Here is an 18,503-nt window from a genome sequence, read left to right as displayed (position 1 = left end):
TTAATAACAAAGATTTACTCATAAAATCTCGTTAAATCAAAGTTTTGCAAGTACAAAAAGACATAATTGTTATAGGTGGAGGAGCAGCAGGATTTTTTGCTGCAATTAACATAGCAGAAAAACATCCCGAATTATCCGTTGCTATTTTAGAGCGTGGTAAAGAAGGTCTGCAAAAGGTGAAGATTTCTGGAGGTGGACGTTGCAATGTTACACATGCAGAGTTTATACCATCAGAGTTGGTGCAAAATTATCCAAGAGGCGAAAAGGAATTGCTTGGACCTTTTCATACTTTTATGACAGGAGATACTATTGCATGGTTTGAAGAGCGTGGAGTAGAATTAAAGATAGAAGAGGATGGTAGGATGTTTCCGGTCTCAAATTCATCTCAGACTATTATAGATTGCTTTTTGTTTGAAGCTAAAAAACATAAGGTTGAGGTTTTATATAATTATTCTGTAAAGTCAATAAAACCAGTTGATAATAGATTTACAGTTACTACATCTCAAGGAGATGTTGAAGCCAAAAAAATAGTTTTGGCAACAGGAAGCAACCCTAAAGTCTGGAATCTTTTAGAAGATTTAGGACATTCCATAATTCCGCCAGTACCTTCGTTATTCACCTTTGATATAAAAGATAAACGCATAAAAGATATACCAGGAGTTGTGGCGCAAAATGTAGAAGTAAAGGTTTTAGATACCGATCTTTTTTCTGAAGGCCCTTTGCTTATAACTCATGTAGGTATGAGCGCGCCAGCGATTTTAAAATTATCGGCTTATGGAGCTGTGGAGTTAGCAAAGCTTAATTATAATTTTAAGATTGAAATTAATTTTATAAAGCAAGATTTTGAAGATTGTATAGATCAACTAAAAGATTTAAAACAAGATTTAGCTAAGAAACAGATTTTTGGCACTGCGCAGTTCGATTTACCAAAACGACTGTGGAGGAAATTAGTTGTAGCATCTCATATCTCTGAAAACGAACGTTGGGCAGATCTCAATAAAGAGCAACTGAATGCTCTGGCAATGCAGTTAACACAAGCCGTTTTTCAGGTAACAGGCAAAAGTACCTTTAAAGAAGAATTTGTTACAGCAGGAGGAGTAGACTTAAAAGAAGTGAACTTTAAAACGTTTGAAAGTAAGTTAATACCCAATTTATTTTTTGCAGGAGAAGTTATTAATGTAGATGCAGTAACAGGAGGGTTTAATTTTCAGAATGCTTGGACAGGTGCTTACATTGTGTCGCAATCAATAGCAGAATAATGAAAACTTACATCGCATTATTAAGAGGCATCAACGTTGGTGGACATAGAAAAGTGCCAATGGCAGAGTTAAGAGATTTGCTAACTAAGATTGGATTTTCTAATGTTAAAACATACATACAAAGCGGTAATGTAATCTTTCAAACAAAAGAAATACCATTTACGCAGTTAGAAAATGGAATAAGAAAATCTATTGAAACTCATTTTGGTTTTGAAGTTTCAGTAATGGTAAGAACCAGACAACAATTACAAAAAATATTTGACGATTGTCCGTTTTCCGAAGACCAAAAAAGCAACAGTTATTTTGCCATATTATCTCATGTTCCGCAAGAAGATTTAGTTGAGGTAGCTTACGAAAAAGTCTATGAACACGAGGAATATAAAATTATAAATGACGGTCTTTATTTCTATTCAGACAAGGGTTATGGCAATGCAAAATTCAGTCTCAACTATTTTGAGAAAAAACTAAAAGTCAATGCCACAGCAAGAAACTATAAAACTATGCTAAAGTTACTATCTTTGTCGGCAGAAAATTAAAAAATGAAGGCTGAAGATTTTATCCTTAAAAATTATAATTCAAGTGTAGAAAGTGGCTCAGTAAAATGGGAATCACCAAGTAATATTGCATTAATAAAATATTGGGGAAAAAAGGAAAATCAAATTCCAGAAAACCCATCAATAAGCTTTACACTATCTAACTGTAAGACCATTACAAAGCTTACTTACACTAAAAAAGAAACTAAAGATTTTAGTTTTGATGTGTATTTTGAAGGAAAGCAAAACGAAGCCTTCAAACCAAAAATTCAAACTTTTTTTGAGCGTATAGAAGCGTACGTACCTTTTTTAAGAGATTATCATTTTAAGATAGAAACTTCTAACACCTTTCCTCACAGTTCTGGTATTGCATCTTCTGCTTCAGGTATGAGTGCGTTGGCATTATGTTTAATGAGTGTTGAGGTAGATTTAGGTACTGATTACACTTCAGAATATTTCAACAAAAAAGCATCGTTTTTAGCCAGATTAGGCTCTGGTAGTGCTTGTAGAAGTATCGAAGGAGAGTTGGTAGTTTGGGGACAAAATGAGAGTGCAGAAAGTTCAGATTTATATGGAATTAAATTTGATGGCGAAGTACATTCTAACTTCAATAATTATCAAGATACTATACTTTTAGTTGATAAGGGCGAAAAACAAGTGAGCAGTACAGTTGGTCATAAATTAATGTATGGTCATCCTTTTGCTCAGCAACGTTTTGCGCAAGCACATGAAAATTTAGCAAAACTTAAAGCCGTTTTAGCTTCTGGTGATTTGCAAAGCTTTGTAGAAATTGTTGAGAGTGAGGCTTTAACGCTTCATGCAATGATGATGACGAGTATGCCTTACTTTATTTTAATGAAGCCTAATACGTTAGAGATAATTAATAAAATCTGGAAGCATAGAGAAGAAAATAATTCTAATGTATGTTTTACTTTAGATGCAGGTGCTAACGTGCATGTGTTATATCCTGAAAATGAAAAAGAAAGTGTGCTAAATTTTATAAAAAAAGAACTGACTGTATTTTGCCAAAATGGGCATTTTATTACAGATGTTGTAGGTAAAGGCGCACAGTTAATTAAAAAATAACACTGCTTAGGGCTTGACAGCAAACCATATAGCGGATTAATCCGTATATTTGTTAAAGAAATCGTTTAATACCATTATGAAAGGACCTCTTTTCTACTCAAAAATTTTACTCTTCGGTGAGTATGGAATCATTAAAGATTCTAAGGGTTTATCTATACCTTATAATTTTTACAATGGAGCTTTAAAGGTTGATGAAAATCCATCTGAAGAGGCTGTAAAATCTAATGAAAGTTTAAAACGTTTTGCTTCTTATTTAGCAAATTTAGATAAAGATTTAGTGTCTTTTGATATAGATAAACTAAAGACAGATGTAGAAGCAGGTATGTACTTCGATTCATCCATTCCTCAAGGCTATGGAGTAGGGAGTAGTGGTGCATTGGTAGCAGCGATTTATGACAAGTATGCTACAGAAAAGATTACGGTTTTAGAAAACTTAACACGAGAAAAACTATTAAAGTTAAAAGCTATTTTTTCTGAAATGGAATCGTTTTTTCATGGAAAATCTTCAGGTTTAGATCCTCTAAATAGCTACTTAAGTCTACCAATTTTAATCAAATCTAAAGATAATATTGAGGCAACAGGCATACCATCTCAAAGTACAGAAGGTAAAGGAGCTGTGTTTTTATTAGATAGTGGTATTGTTGGAGAAACTGCACCAATGGTTAGTATTTTTATGGAAAACATGAAAAGCGAAGGCTTCCGTAGTATGCTAAAAGAGCAGTTTATAAAACATACAGATGCTTGTGTAGATGATTTCTTAAAAGGAGATATCAAGTCTTTGTTTAGAAACACAAAGCAGCTTTCTAAAATTGTATTAAATAATTTTAAGCCTATGATACCTAATCAATTTCATGAACTTTGGAAAAAAGGTATCGAAACTAATGACTACTATCTAAAGCTTTGTGGCTCTGGAGGTGGTGGCTACATCTTAGGTTTTACAGAAGATATAGAAAAAGCTAAAGCAGCTTTGAAAGGTCAGAAATTAGAAGTTGTTTACAACTTTTAGAACTAAAAATATTACATTTAAACCTCACAGATTCCTGTAATTTGTGAGGTTTTTTTAATTCTAATTTTTATGCTAAACAGAAAGCAGAAACATATTCTGTTAAAATTCTTCAGCCTGTTTTCGGTAGTACGTGGCTACAATATTTTAGTTGTAGTTATTGCGCAATATCTGGCATCAGTTTACATTTTTGCTCACGATAAGCCATTAAAAAAGGTGTTGTTTGATGTTAATTTGCTAATGCTGGTTTTAGCCTCATCTGCAACCATAGCAGCAGGTTACATTATTAATAATTTCTACGATTCCGAAAAAGACTTAATCAACAGGCCAAGAAAAACAATGCTAGATCGTTTGGTAAGCCAAAATACAAAGTTGTCCTTTTATTTTGTATTGAATTTCTTAGCAGTAGTTTTTGCAAGTTACGTGTCCTTTAGTGCTGTTGTATTCTTTGCGTTTTACATTTTTGGTATATGGTTGTATTCACACAGGTTCAAAAAACAACCAATGACTGGGAATTTGGTGTCTGCAATCCTTACTGTAACACCATTTTTTGTGATTTTTATCTATTATCAAAATTTTGAATTGGTCATTTTTGCGCACGCCATATTTTTATTTTTATTGGTGTCCATGCGAGAATTAACCAAAGATTTAGAGAATATAAAAGGTGATTTAGCTTTAAACTATAAGACAGTTCCTGTGGTGTATGGTGAGCGTACTTCTAAAGTAATGCTTACTGTTTTAGCTTTTCTAACAATCATTTCTGGTATTGCACTTATTCTGTTTTTTAAGATTGGTTACATGTATTATTTCTTTTATTTAAGTGTGATTTTGCTCTTCTTTTTCTTGTTAATTCTTTGGAGGTCTAATAACAAAACACACTACCTCATTCTTCATAATATTTTAAAATTTATCATAGTAGCAGGTGTATTCTCTATTTTGCTTATTGATGTCTCTGTGGTTTTAAATAGATTATAATCTTTTCATTCTAAGTATAAACAACTATAGAAATTAATAGTTGATATAAACTATTGTTATACCTTTGCATCAAAATTCATCAAAGCTTTAATGCAGGTGAAAAACAAATTAATATGAGCAGACATCAAGATAGCAAAGGAAGAGGAAATACTTCGGGAAGAGGACAAGCTAACCGCAAATCAAAAAGTTTAGCGCGAGGTAATGCTCCTTTCAAAAAGAAAGCAAAACCAAAAACGACATCTAATTCAGATGAAATACGTTTAAATAAATATATAGCGAACTCTGGTATATGTTCGCGAAGAGAAGCTGATGAAAATATAGCCATTGGTTTGGTAACCGTAAACGGAAAAGTGGTTACAGAAATGGGTTATAAAGTAAAGCGCGAAGATGATGTGCGTTTTGATGGTCAGCGTATTGCGCCAGAGCCAAAAGTCTATGTATTACTTAATAAACCTAAAGGTTTTGCAACTACAACAGCAGAAGGTAAGGGAAGAACGGTTATGGACTTAGTTGCAAATGCAACGAGTGCTAATATTAGACCAATAGGTCGTTTAGGAAGAAATTCTCTTGGGCTTTTATTGTTTACTAACGATGAAAAAGTAGTTCAAAAATTTACCAATTCTAAAAATGGTGTTGCTCGATTGTTTCAGGTAGAATTAAATAAAAACTTAAAGTTTGAAGACTTAAAGAAGATTAAAGAAGGCTTTAATATAGACGGTAATTTAATTACTGTTGAAGATATAAGCTATATCGAAGGTGAGTCAAAGAATAACATAGGTATAAAGATTAAAAACACCGGAAACTCAATACTAAGAACCATTTTTGAAACTTTAAAATACGACTTGGTAAAGATAGATTGTGTTGCTATTGGGCATTTAACCAAAAAAGATATTCCTAGAGGTCATTGGAAACATCTTACAGAGCAAGAAATCAACACGCTAAAAATGCTTTAATCATTTCTTAACTTCTACAGTATATGTAGAAATTAAATCATCATCTATATAGAGATGCACATCATAAAAGCCAGTTTGAGTAAACTGGTGTTCTACCTCCAAAGATTTATCATTTATAGAAATCGAAGTTGGCTGATTTTTCCATGTGCTAAAACCATTATCAAACCCAAGCTTAATGTTTTGGGTTTTGGTGTTATCCTTTAGCTGATACTTAAAAATCACTTTTTCTAAAGGTTTTATATTATGATGCATCTGCTGAGGCGCATTGTGTAGTTCTAGTTTTTTGTATGCGTTACCATAAAGAATAGGAGAGCTTAAAAAAGTCTCAAAAGAAGGAATATCACTACCATATAAAAGCCACCATTGTTTATCAACAGGAAAGTGGTTTACAGCAAATAGTTTTGGGTTAGCCAAAAAGAAACCATCATTATACTGAAAAATAAATTTATTGGTTTTAGGACTAGGAATACCACTTGCCCAAGTAGGATCGCACAGATACCATTTGTTATTAAGGTTTACGGCATTCCAAGAGTGGTTTGGCAAATCTAGAGTTTCAATATTTGTAGTGCTAACACGTCCATATCCTTGCACAATTTTACAGTCGATATTAGCAAAGTCAGCTAAAGTTTTTACCAAATAAGCATATCCTGTGCATATGGTTTGTTTTCTTTTTAGTAACCTGTTGAAGAGTTTGGTCCTAAACTTTGTATTCCAAGCAGTAAGTTTTAAGCTGTCTTTTTTAAAACGCTGTCGTTGTCGACTGTTTCTAAGGTAAAGCGTGTAATCATTAGCGATATTATCGCAAACCCATCTGTAAATAGCTCTAAAACGCTCTGCGTCTGTTTTAAGATTGCTTGTAAGCTTGTAAGAAAGTTCAGGTAGATTTGTGAGGTTTTCGCCTTTTAAACTTAAGGCAATACTATCTGCTTTTTTAAAATTTATATGGTCAAAATCTGAGATTTGAGCATTAAGTTCACATAAACTTAAAAAAAGCAGTACTAGTAATAAAGCTGTCTTTTGCAAAGCTTAAATTTAATTCTTTTTGCGTTTAGATTTGTAAGGCTTATTGGTGTCAACAGCACCAATCATTTCTACCATGTCTGGTGTAAGTTCTAAAGTAATAAAGCTTGTTTTGTCTGTAATGGATACCTTTTGGGTTTCGTAACCAAGGTAGCTAAAGACCAATACATCTCCGGTTTTAAGTTTTTTTGGAAACGTAAACTTACCATCATCGTCTGTTACTGCGCCAACTCTGGTGCCATCTAATGTAATGTTTGCGCCAGGTAAAGGGCCATCTTCGTTAGATACTAGCCCTTTTATGGTACGTTCTTGCGTAGCTTCTTTAGTTTGGGCAAAAGTGGTGTTAAACGAAAATAATGTCATCATTAAAACCAATGCAAAACCAAAAGTTTTGAATGCTTTGTTCTGTGTAGCTGTTTGTGTTTTCATAATATCTAGGTTTTGTTTACCTCTAAACTAAAGCGTTTGGTTAAAGATATAAAATACGTGTGAGTTAATGATGCCTTTGGTTGAGTAAAGTGTTGGTTGTGGTGAGGGAGTTTGAGTTGCACACAACGGTCTCGGCTATGAGTAGTTGCGAGGATTTTCAGAAGAAGGCTAGACCAAGCAATTACTTTTAGCCATTATTAGCATTTCGTCATTTTTGTTTATTATGTTCTTTTAAAAACGCTTCTGTCCGCTTTTTTTGCTCTTCAAGATTCCATTCAAAATTAAATCTATTTTTTAGAAATATCGCTATTGAATCGAGCCCAATTTCAGTTCTTCTTTTATCTATATTTTCTGGATCAAAAACAGGCCAAAGATTAAAGCTCTTGGTTTCTGGATAGTACTTCATTTGTCCGCCATAGATTTGTAAATTACCTCTTTCTGTTGCTATTCTGTCTTCTGCTCTAACTAAAAATCGAGGCTCTAATTTTTTATCTTTTACAGCTTGTTTCATCATTGGAAGATACTGTATTCTAACTGCATTGTCTGAGTGTTGTATAACATTGCATATCGTCCAATTACCTTGCTCGCCACCGGACATTTCTTTGGTTGGCCATCCATAAGTGTCTAGAATATCCTTCACTTTTTTTTCATTGATGCTATGATTTTTTTTATAGTTGGCTTGTTGTTCTTTCACTAACTCCGATTCTGCACCATATAGTTTCATAAGAGAATCTCTTTTTCTAATTGGTAGTTGTTCCGCTTTCCAGATAGTGTCTAAAACTGCGATTAAATTTTCTTGATTTTCCGTTTTTGTTGATGTAGTTTCAGACTTGGTTTTACTGGAGCAACTCATTGCTAGTACTAGACTGAGTATTAAAATATATTTCATTGGTTAATATTAATTTTTTTGGTTTGTATGCAACGATTAAAAGATTCTACATACACTTTATTTTTGGTTCTTAATGATCTTAACAATACGATTAATCGAAATCTCTGATAAATTCCATTCGTAGCCATTAAAGTCAGTTGTGTTTAGAAATTGTACAACCACAGTATCTATATTTTCGTGATATTCGGCAAGGCTTTGGTAACCAGGTACCAATCCACCATGTTCAAACTCATAAATAGACGCATAGATGTCTCTCTCACCTTCATTAAACACAGAACCATCGTTTAGAGCGCGTAAGAACGTGCCAACATCTTCTGCGGTAGCCAACATGCCATATTCATTGGTTTTAAAATCTTGGTCTATACCAATATAATAGCCACTCATTACATCGTCTAAGTTAACTTCTTTAAGAGAAAAAAACGTATGATTAAGATGGAGTGGACGCAATATGGTGTCTTTGATGTACTGTTCGTGGCTATAGCCTAAAACCTTATCTATAATTTTACGAAGTAAAAGATAGTTAGTGTTGGAATATTCGTAACCTTGATCTGGTTTAAAACTTGCTGGCAAATCTAAAGCAAAATCAAGTGCTCTTTTACCATTTTCTTGTTCGTCTTCCCAGTAAGCAGGATTATCAGTAAAATTTGGAATACCACTACGATGCTGTACCATCATTTTTAGAGTAATGGTCTCAACGTTTTCAATTCTACCAACCAATTCCGGAAAGTAATCTGCAAGTGTATCATCTAATGACAATTCATTGGCTTTGGCGAGTTTAGCAATAGAAACTGCAGTGTAGAGTTTGCTTATGCTTGCAATTTTAAATAACGACTTAGGGTTTGCAGGTGTTTTGTTTTCTCTGTCTTTCCAGCCACCAGTATAAAATGCAGGAGGTTTTCCTGCTTGGTCAACATAAACAATCATGCCTTCAAAACCATGAGATAAGGTTTCGTCTACTTGTTCTTGTATGGTGTTTGGTAAGGGTAAAATCCAAGCCCAAACCAAAATCCATGGCACATAGAATAATGAAATTACAGTACCAACCAACAAGACGACTCTAAATATGTTTTTTTTCATGATGTCATTTGCTATTAGTAGAACAGACTACTTGTATTTTACAGTTGCAAATTTCCATTAATATACTAAGAGTAAGAATTTTATAACTCTGAATTGTTGAATTGTCTTGATGAGTTGTTTGTTTTGTTCAATTCCGATTCAGTGTTTTCAGAATTGAGTCGACAAAATCAGGCCTAATGGAATTATCAGATAAACAATCGTTATTATATTTAAAATCAGTCCAATTTTATAGAATCTATTTTTTCTTTTCATTCCAATTATACTCAATATTAATGATATTAACATTGGGATTAAATAGAGTAGAGCAACTTTAATTCCACCTGCTACTAAAGTCGGTTGCATATCACCATTCCCAGATTCCAATTCAGTCGTTATTATTCTATAAGTTTCTAAATCTAAAAATGCTTTTTTGATTATAAAAAATGATGTGATTAATATTGAAATTAGGGATAAATGTTTTCCGATTTTCATTTCTCGTTTTGTTATTCGATTCTTATTGAGTAATAATGCTAGAGATTCCTTTTCAGATTTATCTTCGATTATTTACATAAAGAGTTAGTCCGAAATAAAAAAGAGCCATAAAAATAATAGTAACGATGACTGGAACAGATTCGCGATTTGTATTGGCGATTATTAGTTCCATTACCATATTAGCAGCAAAAAAACTCAATACAATTCTAACGAAGGTTATTTTTAAGTATCTCATTAATTAATTTTCAGATTTTGAGTGCATCACCGCAATGAATAGCAATGGTCTCGTATAACCGTCAGTTACGGGTTAATATGCGTTGATTTTCGGTTTGGCCTTGATGTTAGCAATTCCGAGTGGATTCGGACGAAGTCGAATCCGCCGTAATTGCGGTTATACATTGTTGTAAGCAGTTTTATTTTTCTGGGTCATAAGAAATTTGACTTGGTATTTCAATTTTATTTCCGTTTAAGTCAATTACTACTGAATAATTTAAAGAGGTTCTTTCGTTAGTTTTAGGGGTAAATTCTATGTCAAAGCTTGGTTCGCTAAGATTTTCTTTTAGAAGCTCTTTTACATCATTTTCTTTAATTCGATATACCTGATAATTAGGATATGGGCTAGATGTATGCATTAATACATTTAATTTATTTGGTACGCCTAGAATTACCTCTTTTTTTTCAGGTATTGCAATAAGTTGTGTGTTGTAAATTCTGCTTTTCAGTATTTTGTTCAACGAGTCTGACAAGGTTTTATTCATTTTTTCGAGTTCAGTTATTCGTTCATTTAATTCCAATTCTTTGCTTTGTACTTCCATACATGAATTAAGGGAGAGAATGACTAATAGGACAATCAATAATATTCTCATATGGGATAATTGTGTTAGTTGATGGTTTCATTACGTGTTTAAGTAATAAAGTTAGTAAATAATCACAGATATAAAATTTCAGCGGAATTTTCGTGAGTAAGCCTTTACTATCAATGGATTATAGCTGTTGTTGTGCGTTCGTTTTTTTTATTCGGTTAATAATTTCAATTCCTAAATAGTCTTTTAATTTCGGAAATTTATATCTGTAATATTTATTCCAATAACTTGCTATTCGACTTTCTGTTTGTTGCCAATATTTTGGGTTTTCATTTTTGAATTCTTTATAAAAATCCAACGTGTTATTATTCACTTTTTTGTCAATAATCGGGAATAATTCATAAACGTATTCTCCCAATAATTGAACTAAAAAAGGTGTTTTCCATTTTTCTGGTTTTTCAGATAATTCATTTAACCTTTTTTCTCTTATAAATCCATTATGATGTCTGGTAAAAAAACAATTTAAAATATCTTTCTGTATTTCGGTCAGTTGGTTTTCATTTTGTGGCTTTGGTTCGTCAAAATAAATTCTTACTGGGACTTTTAATATTTCTTCGCTAACTTTTACGTTATAAAAATCAGAACTTATTAAATCAAATTTGTATTTACTTTCTAAAGGAATGATGCTGAAAACTTTTGTAACATCTGATTTTAGATTTTCAGGGAAAGAATCTATTATTATTTTCAGATAATCAGGTGTCATTTTCTTAATTAGTTCTTGTTTCCGTTTTGTTTTTAAATTACTTACAACTCGTTACATGCCAATAAATATAATAATTATCCTCTCTTAATCTGGCGATTAGAGAAGTTAATGCTTCATTTTGTCATCATCAATCCTAAATAACTTTCCGTTAGTTATTTTTAAAACAAATAGATTATCTTAATTTTACACGCTTGTCTTTGCTGCGTGACATACAGACCATATCTGAGTGTTTTTTTGGGTATGACATTTAAAAATTTGAAAAACTAAAAAGAATCCTGTTTTTACAGGAAGTATTATGATTTCACAAAATTCTATATCTCAAGTATTTGAAACTGCTCGTGTAGAGGAGGTTATTGGTGATTTTGTGCAATTAAAAAAAGCAGGTAGCAACTATAAAGGTCTTAGTCCGTTTAGCGAAGAGCGTACACCAAGTTTTATGGTATCTCCTGTAAAACAAATCTGGAAAGATTTCTCAACAGGAAAAGGAGGTAATGCTATTACTTTTTTAATGGAGCACGAGCATTTTACCTATCCTGAGGCTATAAGGTACTTAGCAAAAAAGTATAATATAGATATAGAAGAAACTGAGCGTACAGATGAAGAGAAAGAACAGTTAAACGCTAAAGAAAGTTTGTACCTGGTTAGTGAGTATGCTAATGAGTATTTTCAAAAAGTTTTACAAAAAACAGACCAAGGACAAGCCATTGGAAAAAGCTATTTTAAAGAACGTGGCTTTACAGAAGATACCATTAAAAAGTTTCAATTAGGATACTCGTTAGATGAGTGGCAAGCCTTTACTGATGATGCATTGGGTAAGGGTTATAAGTTAGAGTTTTTAGAAAAAACAGGGCTTACAATTGTTAAGGATGAGAGACGTTTTGATAGGTTTAAAGGCCGTGTAATGTTTCCTATTCATAGTATGAGTGGGAGAGTTCTTGGTTTTGGTGGAAGAATCCTAACAAATGATAAAAAAGCAGCAAAATATCTTAACTCGCCAGAGAGTGATATTTATCACAAAAGTAAGGTGCTTTACGGTTTGTTTTTTGCAAAGAAAACTATAGCAAAAGAAGACAATTGCTTTTTGGTAGAAGGTTATACAGACGTTATTCAGTTTTATCAAACAGGTGTAAAAAATGTAGTCTCGTCTTCTGGTACAGCGTTAACCTCAGAACAAATAAGGCTAATTAATAGACTTACCAACAATATTACGGTGCTTTTTGATGGTGATGCTGCAGGTATGAGAGCTTCTATTAGAGGTGTAGATTTAATTTTGGAGCAAGGTATGAATGTTAAGGTTTGTACTTTTCCAGATGGTGAAGATCCTGATAGTTTTGCAAAGTCAAATACTTTAGAGGAACTTACCGAATATCTTAATGAAAACGCAAAGGATTTTATACAGTTTAAAGCATCGCTTTTAGTAAAAGATGCTAATAACGATCCTATAAAAAAGGCCGAAACTATAAGGGATATTGTAAATAGTATTGCAAAAATTCCTGATGCTATAAAACGCGAAATATACATTAGAGAATGTGCTTCTATAATGGATATTAGCGAAAACGTGCTGTTTAGTACCTTGGCACAAATCAACAAAAAGGATGTTAAGGAAAACAATAGGCAGTATAAGCAAGAACAAAAAGCGTTTGAAGTTGTAAAAAGTGAACAGCAACAAAAACGAAAGATTGATGTTCAGTACGAATTAGAGCGAAAGATTATAGAAATCTTAATGCTTTATGGTGATAGAACAGAACAGTTTGAAGATTTAATCTTAAAAGAAGATGAAGGGTCAGGAGATTTAATTTTGGAGCCAGCTATACATGAGGCTCGTGTTTTCGAAAAAATATATTTAGATCTTCAGGAGGACGAAATGATGTTTTCTAATGAGAACTTTAAAGAATTATATTACTCAATAATAGATAGGCTAAACCAGGAAGAAGATTTTTCAACCAAGGATTTTATAAATCAACTAGACCAAAAATACGCTACAGAGGTAACAAGTATTTTAATGGAGGATGAAAAATATAATCTACACGATTGGCATAGAAATAATATAGTACCTAAGGAAAAGGAGCATTCTGTTGCGCAGTTGGTAAGCCAAACGATACTGAGTCTACGTTGTTATCTTATAGATCAGAAAGTAGCAGAATATAAAAACGAGACTTTAAGGCCAAATGCAGATATACGTTCTGTAATGGAAGATGTAAAAGACTATTTAGGTCTTAAGATGTTGTTGTCTAGAAAGTTGGGTAAGGTTGTTGGTGGCTAGTTTACTAAGTTAAGTTGTGGTGTTTGGCTTGATGAATTAAATCTACAATATTATTTACATTAAGCTTCTTAAAAAGTCTTGCTTTGTAGGTGCTTACAGTTTTTTCGTTAATATCTAATTCTTCTGCAATTTCTTTGTTTTTGCGTCCAATAGATAAAAGTTTAAGAACTTCAACTTCTCTTGTAGAGAGCTTTTTAAACATACGGCTTCTGCTCTTGCGAGTATCTTCGTAACGCAAGTGCTTATCCATTTTTTCGCTTAGAGACACTTCGCCTCTATGTATTTTTCTTACTGCAGCCTCTATAGCTTCTACACTGCAAGTTTTATTTAAGTAACCAGATGCACCAGCTTTTAGAGTGCTTATGGCATAGATTTCTTCTGGTTGGTGGCTAAACATAAGTACATTAACCGATTGATTTTCCTTTTTTATTGCCCTTAATGCTGTAATTCCATTAAGCTCAGGTAAGTCAATTTCTGAAATAATAACATCGACATCATGACGTCTTACAAATTCAAAAATTTCAATTCCGCTACTTAGTTTACCAACAACGTTTAAATCTGGCTTACTGTTTAAGTAGAGCTCTAGACCTGTTCTTACGATAGGATGGTTATCAACAATCAAAATACGTATCATGACAATAGAGAGTTTAGTTAAGGTTAATCAGTATGATAACAATTATTACTAAGTCAAGATTTTCAAGGGGATAATGGCTTAGTAAAGGTAATCAAAAAATAAGCAGTTAGAGAAAATTATTCGATAAACTGCAATAATTATCTTAAATTTTTAGGAATTTCACAAATAGGAATAGGAATCATTTTGTGTTGATTTCTAGAGTTGTAGCTCATGAAAATGTCAAAAACCTCTTTTTGTCGTCCAGAAAAGTCATTTGAGGTTTTGCCTTCATCCTTCATTTTCATAGCCCATTCAAGTTCAGGATAAGAAGCTCCTATTTGGTCTTCGTCACTTCTAGCATCTCCAAACAATCCATCACTTGGTGCAGCCTCCATAATAGATGCTGGTACATTAAGAAGATTTCCAATTTCATAGACCTCAGATTTTAATAAATCAGCAATTGGGCTTAGGTCTACACCTCCATCACCATATTTGGTGTAAAAACCTACACCAAAGTCTTCAACTTTGTTGCCTGTTCCGGCAACCAAACGTCCGTGTAAACCTGCGTAGTAGTAGAGTGTAGTCATTCTTAATCTGGCTCTGGTGTTAGCTAAAGCCATATCTACAGTAGCTTGTTTGCCATCTAAGCTTACTTCGGTTTTAAACTCTTCAAAAACAGGAGTTAAGTCAACACGAGCCTCACTTACATTAGGAAAACGTTTCTTTAATTGTGCAATATGTTCTTGAGCTCTGGTTACATGACTTGCAGCTTGGTGAATAGGCATTTCTATGCATAAAAGGTCTAAGCCAGTTTTGGCACAAAGTGTTGAGGTTACGGCAGAATCTATTCCGCCAGAAATACCAACAACAAAACCATTAACCTTTGCATTATTTGCATAGTTTTTTAGCCAATTTACAATGTGATCTACAACCTTTTCTGTTTGCATAATGTTTACAATTTAAAACAAAGAAAACGTACCTTTGCACAACAAAAATAACGGAAACGTGTTAGGATTAAAAATGTTTCGTAAAATGTCATTAAGAATTTTCTTATTATTAATACTGAGTTTCACTTTGGCGTCTTGTAATGAGGATGATAAGTTAGAGGAGGAAATTTCAAAAATTGAAGTAGACTTTATCGTTGAACGTTTTGATAAAGCTTATGCAGCTGCAAAACCTTCAGATTTACCCAAATTAAAGCAAGCTTATCCGTTTTTGTTTTCTAAGTATGTGCCAGATTCTGTATGGATTGATAGAATTAATGATACTTTGCAAAATCAATTGTTAATAGAGGTTGGTAAGGCATTTCCAGATTTTAAAGATGTAAATAAAGATTTTGAAAAACTGTTTCAGCACTTAAAATACTACGATAAGACATTTACCGCACCAAGGGTAGTTACATTAACTAACGATGTAGACTACAGGAACAAAACTATAGTTACAGATTCGCTGTTGCTTGTAGCATTAGATAATTTTTTAGGTGAAAATCATGAATTTTATCAAAATATACCAAGGTATTTAGTGCAGAATATGCGTAAAAATCAGATTGTGCCAGAAGTGGCCGAAGCTTACGGAAAAAAGTATGCCTATCAATCCAGTCATAAAACCCTTTTAGATGAAATGATCTATTACGGTAAGTTGCTGTACTTTAAAGATGTAATGATTCCGTTTAAAACTGATGCCGAAAAAATAGGATATACAGAGCAAGAATTAAAATGGGCAGAAGCTAACGAAAGTCCGATCTGGAGCTATTTTATAGAAAAAGAATTGCTGTTTAGTACAGATAGTAAATTACCAAGTCGTTTTATTGCAGATGCACCTTACTCTAAGTTTTATTTAGAATTAGATAATGAATCTCCAGGACGATTAGGGCAATATATAGGTTGGCAAATAGTGAGAGCTTATGCAGAAACAACAGACGAAAATGTGCTAGCCATTTTAGAAAAAGAACCCGAAGAAATTTTTAACAAAGCAAAATTTAAACCAAAGAAATAATGTCTAAAACTATAACTTCAAAAATAGAATTAAACGTAGAACTTGATGAAAACAGAGTGCCAGAAAAATTAAACTGGTCTGCACAAGATGGAGGTGTTAATAATGAAGAAGCTAAAGCTATAATGCTTTCAGTTTGGGATAGCAATGCTCAAGAAACTCTGAAAATAGATTTGTGGACCAAAGATATGCCTGTTGATGAGATGAAGCAGTTTTTTCATCAGACATTAGTTACCATGAGCGATACATTTTTAAGAGCTACACAAGATGAAAAAATGACAGCTACAATGAAAGATTTCTGCGATTATTTTGCAGAAAAATTAGAGCTTAAGAAAAAGTAGGTTTTGCCTAACTACCTTCAGATTTGTAAAAAGGATCTGTATTAAAACAATCTGCTTTTTTTACAGTTGCATAGTCTGGGTTGTGTTTTTTAAAGCGTAAAAACTTTGAAGTGTCGTATACTTCCCAGATTGTTAATTTATTATGTTTTCCTGCTTTAGACTTTAAGTCTATTTTATGTTGAGCAATCATTTTATCTACAACTTCTCTGTCTCCAATGCGCATTTTTTTGCTAGAGCTGTGACCTTTGTTAATTTGTTTTTCAATCCAATAAAATCTTACAGGCTTATCTAATGATTCGTCTATGACGTCTTCAGAGTCAAGATTAGACATAGATTTACCTTCAGATTTGTTTTGATGAGTAGATTGCCCAAAAATACTATTTTGCTCTTCTGTATCTATTTCGGTTGTTTCGGTGAGATCAGATTCATTATCAAAATTCTCGTGTCTTAAGAGGGTTATGATGATGAGTTTGTTGTTTACCTTCACCTCAGTAACAAACCTTCCAACAGGAATGTCAGTTAAAGGTATTTTGGTGTCAAGACGGTTTACTATGTAAGCTTTCTGAAAATCACTATTAAAAATCTCAACTTTATCTATGGTGCGTTCACCTTTTAAAATTAGAGTATCTCCAACTTTATTTAAGCTGTGATGTAGCTCACTTGCTCTATAGTTAATATTTTTAAGTAAAGTTGATTTTTGGCTATATACAACAGTAGCCAAAAGCAGTAGAAATGCTGTTAAAAATCTTGTCATCATAAGTAGGTTTTTTTTGTTTTTTGGGGAAACAAAAAGAGTTTAGTTCAAAACTTGGTGTAAAGATAATTTGGTGTCTTTAATTATTACTATTCTTAGGCTATAAGGTGTTTTTTTTAGTTGAAAAGTATGTGTGTTCGGTGTGTGTTTTAAAAAATCGGTAAAGTAGAGAAGTGTTACATACAGTTAATATATAGATAAGAATTTGGTAATCTATAATTTGAAAAATGAGACTAAATTTGTAGTGTTAGTTTTTTATTAAATAAACATTAGTTGGGCCTTTATTAGAGAAGGAAACTAGTGTTTTTTTTGTTTTTAAAAGACCATGAAGCATATAATTTTTTTAAATTAGCTTATGCGAAAAATCTTATTTGGAGTTATAATTACATTGGTTGTTCTCTTCACTTTTAAATATTGTGGAGATAAAAAAAACGAGCAAACTATTATAAAGGAAAATTCGGCTTTAATACAAGAGCAGTTAAAAAACGTTAGTAAACTTGTTGTTACCGAAGGTCATTTCAGTGAAGTCTTTACGTACGAAAACTCCAAACGTGTCTTTGGTGATTTATTAGAAGCTGAAAAAAAGGCAATTGTGGTAGTAAATGCAGATGTAACAGTAGCTTACGACTTGTCTAAAATTGAATACAATATCGATGAAACCACAAAGACACTACAGATATTGAGTATACCAGAGGAAGAAATAAAAATAAGTCCAGATTTTGAATATTACGATATTCAGGCAGATTATCTCAATCCTTTTAAGGCTAAAGATTACAACGAAATCAAAAAAACGGTGCGCAAACAATTAATGAAGAAAATTGAAGCGTCAGATTTAAAGTCCAACGCGCAAAATAGATTGTTAAGCGAACTCTCAAAATTCTATATTCTTACCAATTCCCTTGGTTGGACACTTGAGTACAACCAAACGCCTGTTGAGAGTCTGGAAGGTTTAAATACGCTTAAACTATAGTTTGCCTTTTAGAGAAACCCAGCCGCCACCATTAGTAGCTTCAATATTATTCAAATTTAAAAACTTCGCAGCTTTAGCAGAGCGCACACCACTAGCACAACAAGTTACTACTGGTTTGCTTAGTTTTTTTATCTCGTCAACTCTATTGTTCAATTGGTCTAGCGGAATATGTACAGCATTTTCAATGTGGCCAGCATCCCATTCACGTTGGCTACGCACATCAAGAATTACTGCACCATTTTCTAAAAATTCATCAACTTGTCGCTTCTTGCTTCCAAAAATAAAATCTAAAAATCCCATAGTTTTCTT

At 32.8% G+C, this 18,503-nt stretch carries 21 protein-coding genes; 10 read left to right on the top strand and 11 right to left on the bottom strand.

Going from position 1 to position 18,503, the window contains the following annotated elements; translation table 11 throughout:
- Positions 1-44 precede the first annotated feature (44 nt).
- The 6 genes from P7122_RS12790 to P7122_RS12765 all read left to right on the top strand — a co-directional run bounded on the left by P7122_RS12790 (position 45) and on the right by P7122_RS12765 (position 5,809).
- Positions 45-1,259: a BaiN/RdsA family NAD(P)/FAD-dependent oxidoreductase gene (locus P7122_RS12790; RefSeq protein ID WP_278006197.1), complete on the top strand. Its 1,215-nt coding sequence runs from the start codon at positions 45-47 to the stop codon at positions 1,257-1,259.
- On the top strand, positions 1,259-1,795 hold the full coding sequence (locus P7122_RS12785; RefSeq protein WP_278006196.1) for a DUF1697 domain-containing protein: 537 nt from the start codon (positions 1,259-1,261) through the stop codon (positions 1,793-1,795). Before P7122_RS12790 ends, P7122_RS12785 begins: the two co-directional genes overlap by 1 nt.
- A 3-nt stretch (positions 1,796-1,798) precedes the next feature.
- Positions 1,799-2,878, top strand: a complete 1,080-nt coding sequence (gene mvaD / locus P7122_RS12780; RefSeq protein WP_278006195.1) for a diphosphomevalonate decarboxylase — start codon at positions 1,799-1,801, stop codon at positions 2,876-2,878.
- 76 nt (positions 2,879-2,954) lie between these two features.
- Entirely contained in the window at positions 2,955-3,884 is a 930-nt protein-coding gene (locus tag P7122_RS12775) for a mevalonate kinase family protein (RefSeq protein WP_278006194.1), read from the top strand.
- 69 nt (positions 3,885-3,953) lie between these two features.
- Positions 3,954-4,856 (top strand): geranylgeranylglycerol-phosphate geranylgeranyltransferase, encoded by a 903-nt coding sequence (locus tag P7122_RS12770; protein WP_278006193.1) that lies wholly within the window; start codon positions 3,954-3,956, stop codon positions 4,854-4,856.
- A 113-nt stretch (positions 4,857-4,969) separates the two neighbouring features.
- Positions 4,970-5,809 carry a pseudouridine synthase gene (locus tag P7122_RS12765; RefSeq protein WP_278006192.1) on the top strand — a complete coding sequence of 280 codons (840 nt, stop codon included), beginning with the start codon at positions 4,970-4,972 and terminating at the stop codon, positions 5,807-5,809.
- Here P7122_RS12765 and P7122_RS12760 read toward each other — a convergent pair whose 3' ends face one another.
- The 7 genes from P7122_RS12760 to P7122_RS12730 all read right to left on the bottom strand — a co-directional run bounded on the left by P7122_RS12760 (position 5,810) and on the right by P7122_RS12730 (position 11,261).
- Positions 5,810-6,832 carry a transglutaminase domain-containing protein gene (locus tag P7122_RS12760; RefSeq protein WP_278006191.1) on the bottom strand — a complete coding sequence of 341 codons (1,023 nt, stop codon included), beginning with the start codon at positions 6,830-6,832 and terminating at the stop codon, positions 5,810-5,812.
- 9 nt (positions 6,833-6,841) lie between these two features.
- A complete protein-coding gene (locus P7122_RS12755; RefSeq protein WP_278006190.1) occupies positions 6,842-7,258 on the bottom strand; it encodes a carboxypeptidase-like regulatory domain-containing protein in 417 nt (138 codons plus the stop codon).
- Between the two features lie 208 nt (positions 7,259-7,466).
- A complete protein-coding gene (locus P7122_RS12750) occupies positions 7,467-8,147 on the bottom strand; it encodes a DUF6624 domain-containing protein (RefSeq protein WP_278006189.1) in 681 nt (226 codons plus the stop codon).
- Between the two features lie 57 nt (positions 8,148-8,204).
- Entirely contained in the window at positions 8,205-9,224 is a 1,020-nt protein-coding gene (locus P7122_RS12745; RefSeq protein WP_278006188.1) for a serine hydrolase domain-containing protein, read from the bottom strand.
- Positions 9,225-9,371: 147 nt separating this feature from the next.
- Positions 9,372-9,695 carry a hypothetical protein gene (locus P7122_RS12740; RefSeq protein ID WP_278006187.1) on the bottom strand — a complete coding sequence of 108 codons (324 nt, stop codon included), beginning with the start codon at positions 9,693-9,695 and terminating at the stop codon, positions 9,372-9,374.
- Positions 9,696-10,108: 413 nt separating this feature from the next.
- The gene (locus P7122_RS12735) at positions 10,109-10,510 is read right to left on the bottom strand and encodes a hypothetical protein (protein ID WP_278006186.1); all 402 of its coding nucleotides are present in this window, start codon (positions 10,508-10,510) and stop codon (positions 10,109-10,111) included.
- A 169-nt stretch (positions 10,511-10,679) separates the two neighbouring features.
- Entirely contained in the window at positions 10,680-11,261 is a 582-nt protein-coding gene (locus tag P7122_RS12730; RefSeq protein ID WP_278006185.1) for a hypothetical protein, read from the bottom strand.
- Between the two features lie 295 nt (positions 11,262-11,556).
- Between P7122_RS12730 and dnaG the strand changes: the two genes are divergently transcribed.
- Positions 11,557-13,524: a DNA primase gene (gene dnaG / locus P7122_RS12725; RefSeq protein WP_278006184.1), complete on the top strand. Its 1,968-nt coding sequence runs from the start codon at positions 11,557-11,559 to the stop codon at positions 13,522-13,524.
- A 4-nt stretch (positions 13,525-13,528) separates the two neighbouring features.
- Here the strand turns inward: dnaG and P7122_RS12720 are convergent, their stop codons facing one another.
- Positions 13,529-14,158, bottom strand: a complete 630-nt coding sequence (locus P7122_RS12720) for a response regulator (protein ID WP_278006183.1) — start codon at positions 14,156-14,158, stop codon at positions 13,529-13,531.
- Between the two features lie 137 nt (positions 14,159-14,295).
- Positions 14,296-15,084, bottom strand: coding sequence for an NAD(+) synthase (gene nadE / locus P7122_RS12715; protein WP_278006182.1), 789 nt, complete (start codon positions 15,082-15,084; stop codon positions 14,296-14,298).
- Between the two features lie 85 nt (positions 15,085-15,169).
- On the opposite strand from nadE, the gene gldB reads away from it, so the two are divergent.
- Both gldB and gldC read left to right on the top strand, forming a co-directional pair.
- Complete coding sequence (gene gldB / locus P7122_RS12710) at positions 15,170-16,132, top strand: gliding motility lipoprotein GldB (protein WP_278006181.1); 963 nt, start codon at positions 15,170-15,172, stop codon at positions 16,130-16,132.
- On the top strand, positions 16,132-16,470 hold the full coding sequence (gene gldC, locus P7122_RS12705; RefSeq protein ID WP_278006180.1) for a gliding motility protein GldC: 339 nt from the start codon (positions 16,132-16,134) through the stop codon (positions 16,468-16,470). The genes gldB and gldC overlap by 1 nt, the downstream gene beginning before the upstream one ends.
- A gap of 7 nt (positions 16,471-16,477) precedes the next feature.
- On the opposite strand, the gene P7122_RS12700 is transcribed toward gldC, so the two are convergent.
- A complete protein-coding gene (locus tag P7122_RS12700) occupies positions 16,478-17,227 on the bottom strand; it encodes a hypothetical protein (RefSeq protein WP_278006179.1) in 750 nt (249 codons plus the stop codon).
- Positions 17,228-17,579: 352 nt separating this feature from the next.
- On the opposite strand from P7122_RS12700, the gene P7122_RS12695 reads away from it, so the two are divergent.
- Entirely contained in the window at positions 17,580-18,194 is a 615-nt protein-coding gene (locus P7122_RS12695; RefSeq protein WP_278006178.1) for a DUF4230 domain-containing protein, read from the top strand.
- Here the strand turns inward: P7122_RS12695 and P7122_RS12690 are convergent.
- Positions 18,189-18,494, bottom strand: coding sequence for a rhodanese-like domain-containing protein (locus P7122_RS12690; protein ID WP_278006177.1), 306 nt, complete (start codon positions 18,492-18,494; stop codon positions 18,189-18,191). The genes P7122_RS12695 and P7122_RS12690 overlap by 6 nt on opposite strands.
- Positions 18,495-18,503: the final 9 nt, after the last annotated feature.

Origin of the sequence: Winogradskyella marincola, assembly GCF_029624125.1 — a bacterium.
Classification (GTDB): Bacteria; Bacteroidota; Bacteroidia; order Flavobacteriales; family Flavobacteriaceae; genus Winogradskyella; species Winogradskyella marincola.
The sequence above is the reverse complement of the archived record's forward strand: the minus strand, read 5'-3'. Positions and strand labels throughout refer to the sequence as shown.

Excerpts from the sequence above, each read along its gene's own strand:
- P7122_RS12785 (WP_278006196.1), top strand. The coding sequence starts at position 1,259 with ATGAAAACTTACATCGCATTATTAAGAGGCATCAACGTTGGTGGACAT.
- mvaD (WP_278006195.1), top strand. The coding sequence starts at position 1,799 with ATGAAGGCTGAAGATTTTATCCTTAAAAATTATAATTCAAGTGTAGAA.
- P7122_RS12775 (WP_278006194.1), top strand. The coding sequence starts at position 2,955 with ATGAAAGGACCTCTTTTCTACTCAAAAATTTTACTCTTCGGTGAGTAT.
- P7122_RS12770 (WP_278006193.1), top strand. The coding sequence starts at position 3,954 with ATGCTAAACAGAAAGCAGAAACATATTCTGTTAAAATTCTTCAGCCTG.
- P7122_RS12765 (WP_278006192.1), top strand. The coding sequence starts at position 4,970 with ATGAGCAGACATCAAGATAGCAAAGGAAGAGGAAATACTTCGGGAAGA.
- P7122_RS12755 (WP_278006190.1), bottom strand. The coding sequence starts at position 7,258 with ATGAAAACACAAACAGCTACACAGAACAAAGCATTCAAAACTTTTGGT.
- P7122_RS12750 (WP_278006189.1), bottom strand. The coding sequence starts at position 8,147 with ATGAAATATATTTTAATACTCAGTCTAGTACTAGCAATGAGTTGCTCC.
- P7122_RS12745 (WP_278006188.1), bottom strand. The coding sequence starts at position 9,224 with ATGAAAAAAAACATATTTAGAGTCGTCTTGTTGGTTGGTACTGTAATT.
- P7122_RS12740 (WP_278006187.1), bottom strand. The coding sequence starts at position 9,695 with ATGAAAATCGGAAAACATTTATCCCTAATTTCAATATTAATCACATCA.
- P7122_RS12735 (WP_278006186.1), bottom strand. The coding sequence starts at position 10,510 with ATGGAAGTACAAAGCAAAGAATTGGAATTAAATGAACGAATAACTGAA.
- P7122_RS12730 (WP_278006185.1), bottom strand. The coding sequence starts at position 11,261 with ATGACACCTGATTATCTGAAAATAATAATAGATTCTTTCCCTGAAAAT.
- dnaG (WP_278006184.1), top strand. The coding sequence starts at position 11,557 with ATGATTTCACAAAATTCTATATCTCAAGTATTTGAAACTGCTCGTGTA.
- P7122_RS12720 (WP_278006183.1), bottom strand. The coding sequence starts at position 14,158 with ATGATACGTATTTTGATTGTTGATAACCATCCTATCGTAAGAACAGGT.
- nadE (WP_278006182.1), bottom strand. The coding sequence starts at position 15,084 with ATGCAAACAGAAAAGGTTGTAGATCACATTGTAAATTGGCTAAAAAAC.
- gldB (WP_278006181.1), top strand. The coding sequence starts at position 15,170 with ATGTCATTAAGAATTTTCTTATTATTAATACTGAGTTTCACTTTGGCG.
- gldC (WP_278006180.1), top strand. The coding sequence starts at position 16,132 with ATGTCTAAAACTATAACTTCAAAAATAGAATTAAACGTAGAACTTGAT.
- P7122_RS12700 (WP_278006179.1), bottom strand. The coding sequence starts at position 17,227 with ATGATGACAAGATTTTTAACAGCATTTCTACTGCTTTTGGCTACTGTT.
- P7122_RS12695 (WP_278006178.1), top strand. The coding sequence starts at position 17,580 with ATGCGAAAAATCTTATTTGGAGTTATAATTACATTGGTTGTTCTCTTC.
- P7122_RS12690 (WP_278006177.1), bottom strand. The coding sequence starts at position 18,494 with ATGGGATTTTTAGATTTTATTTTTGGAAGCAAGAAGCGACAAGTTGAT.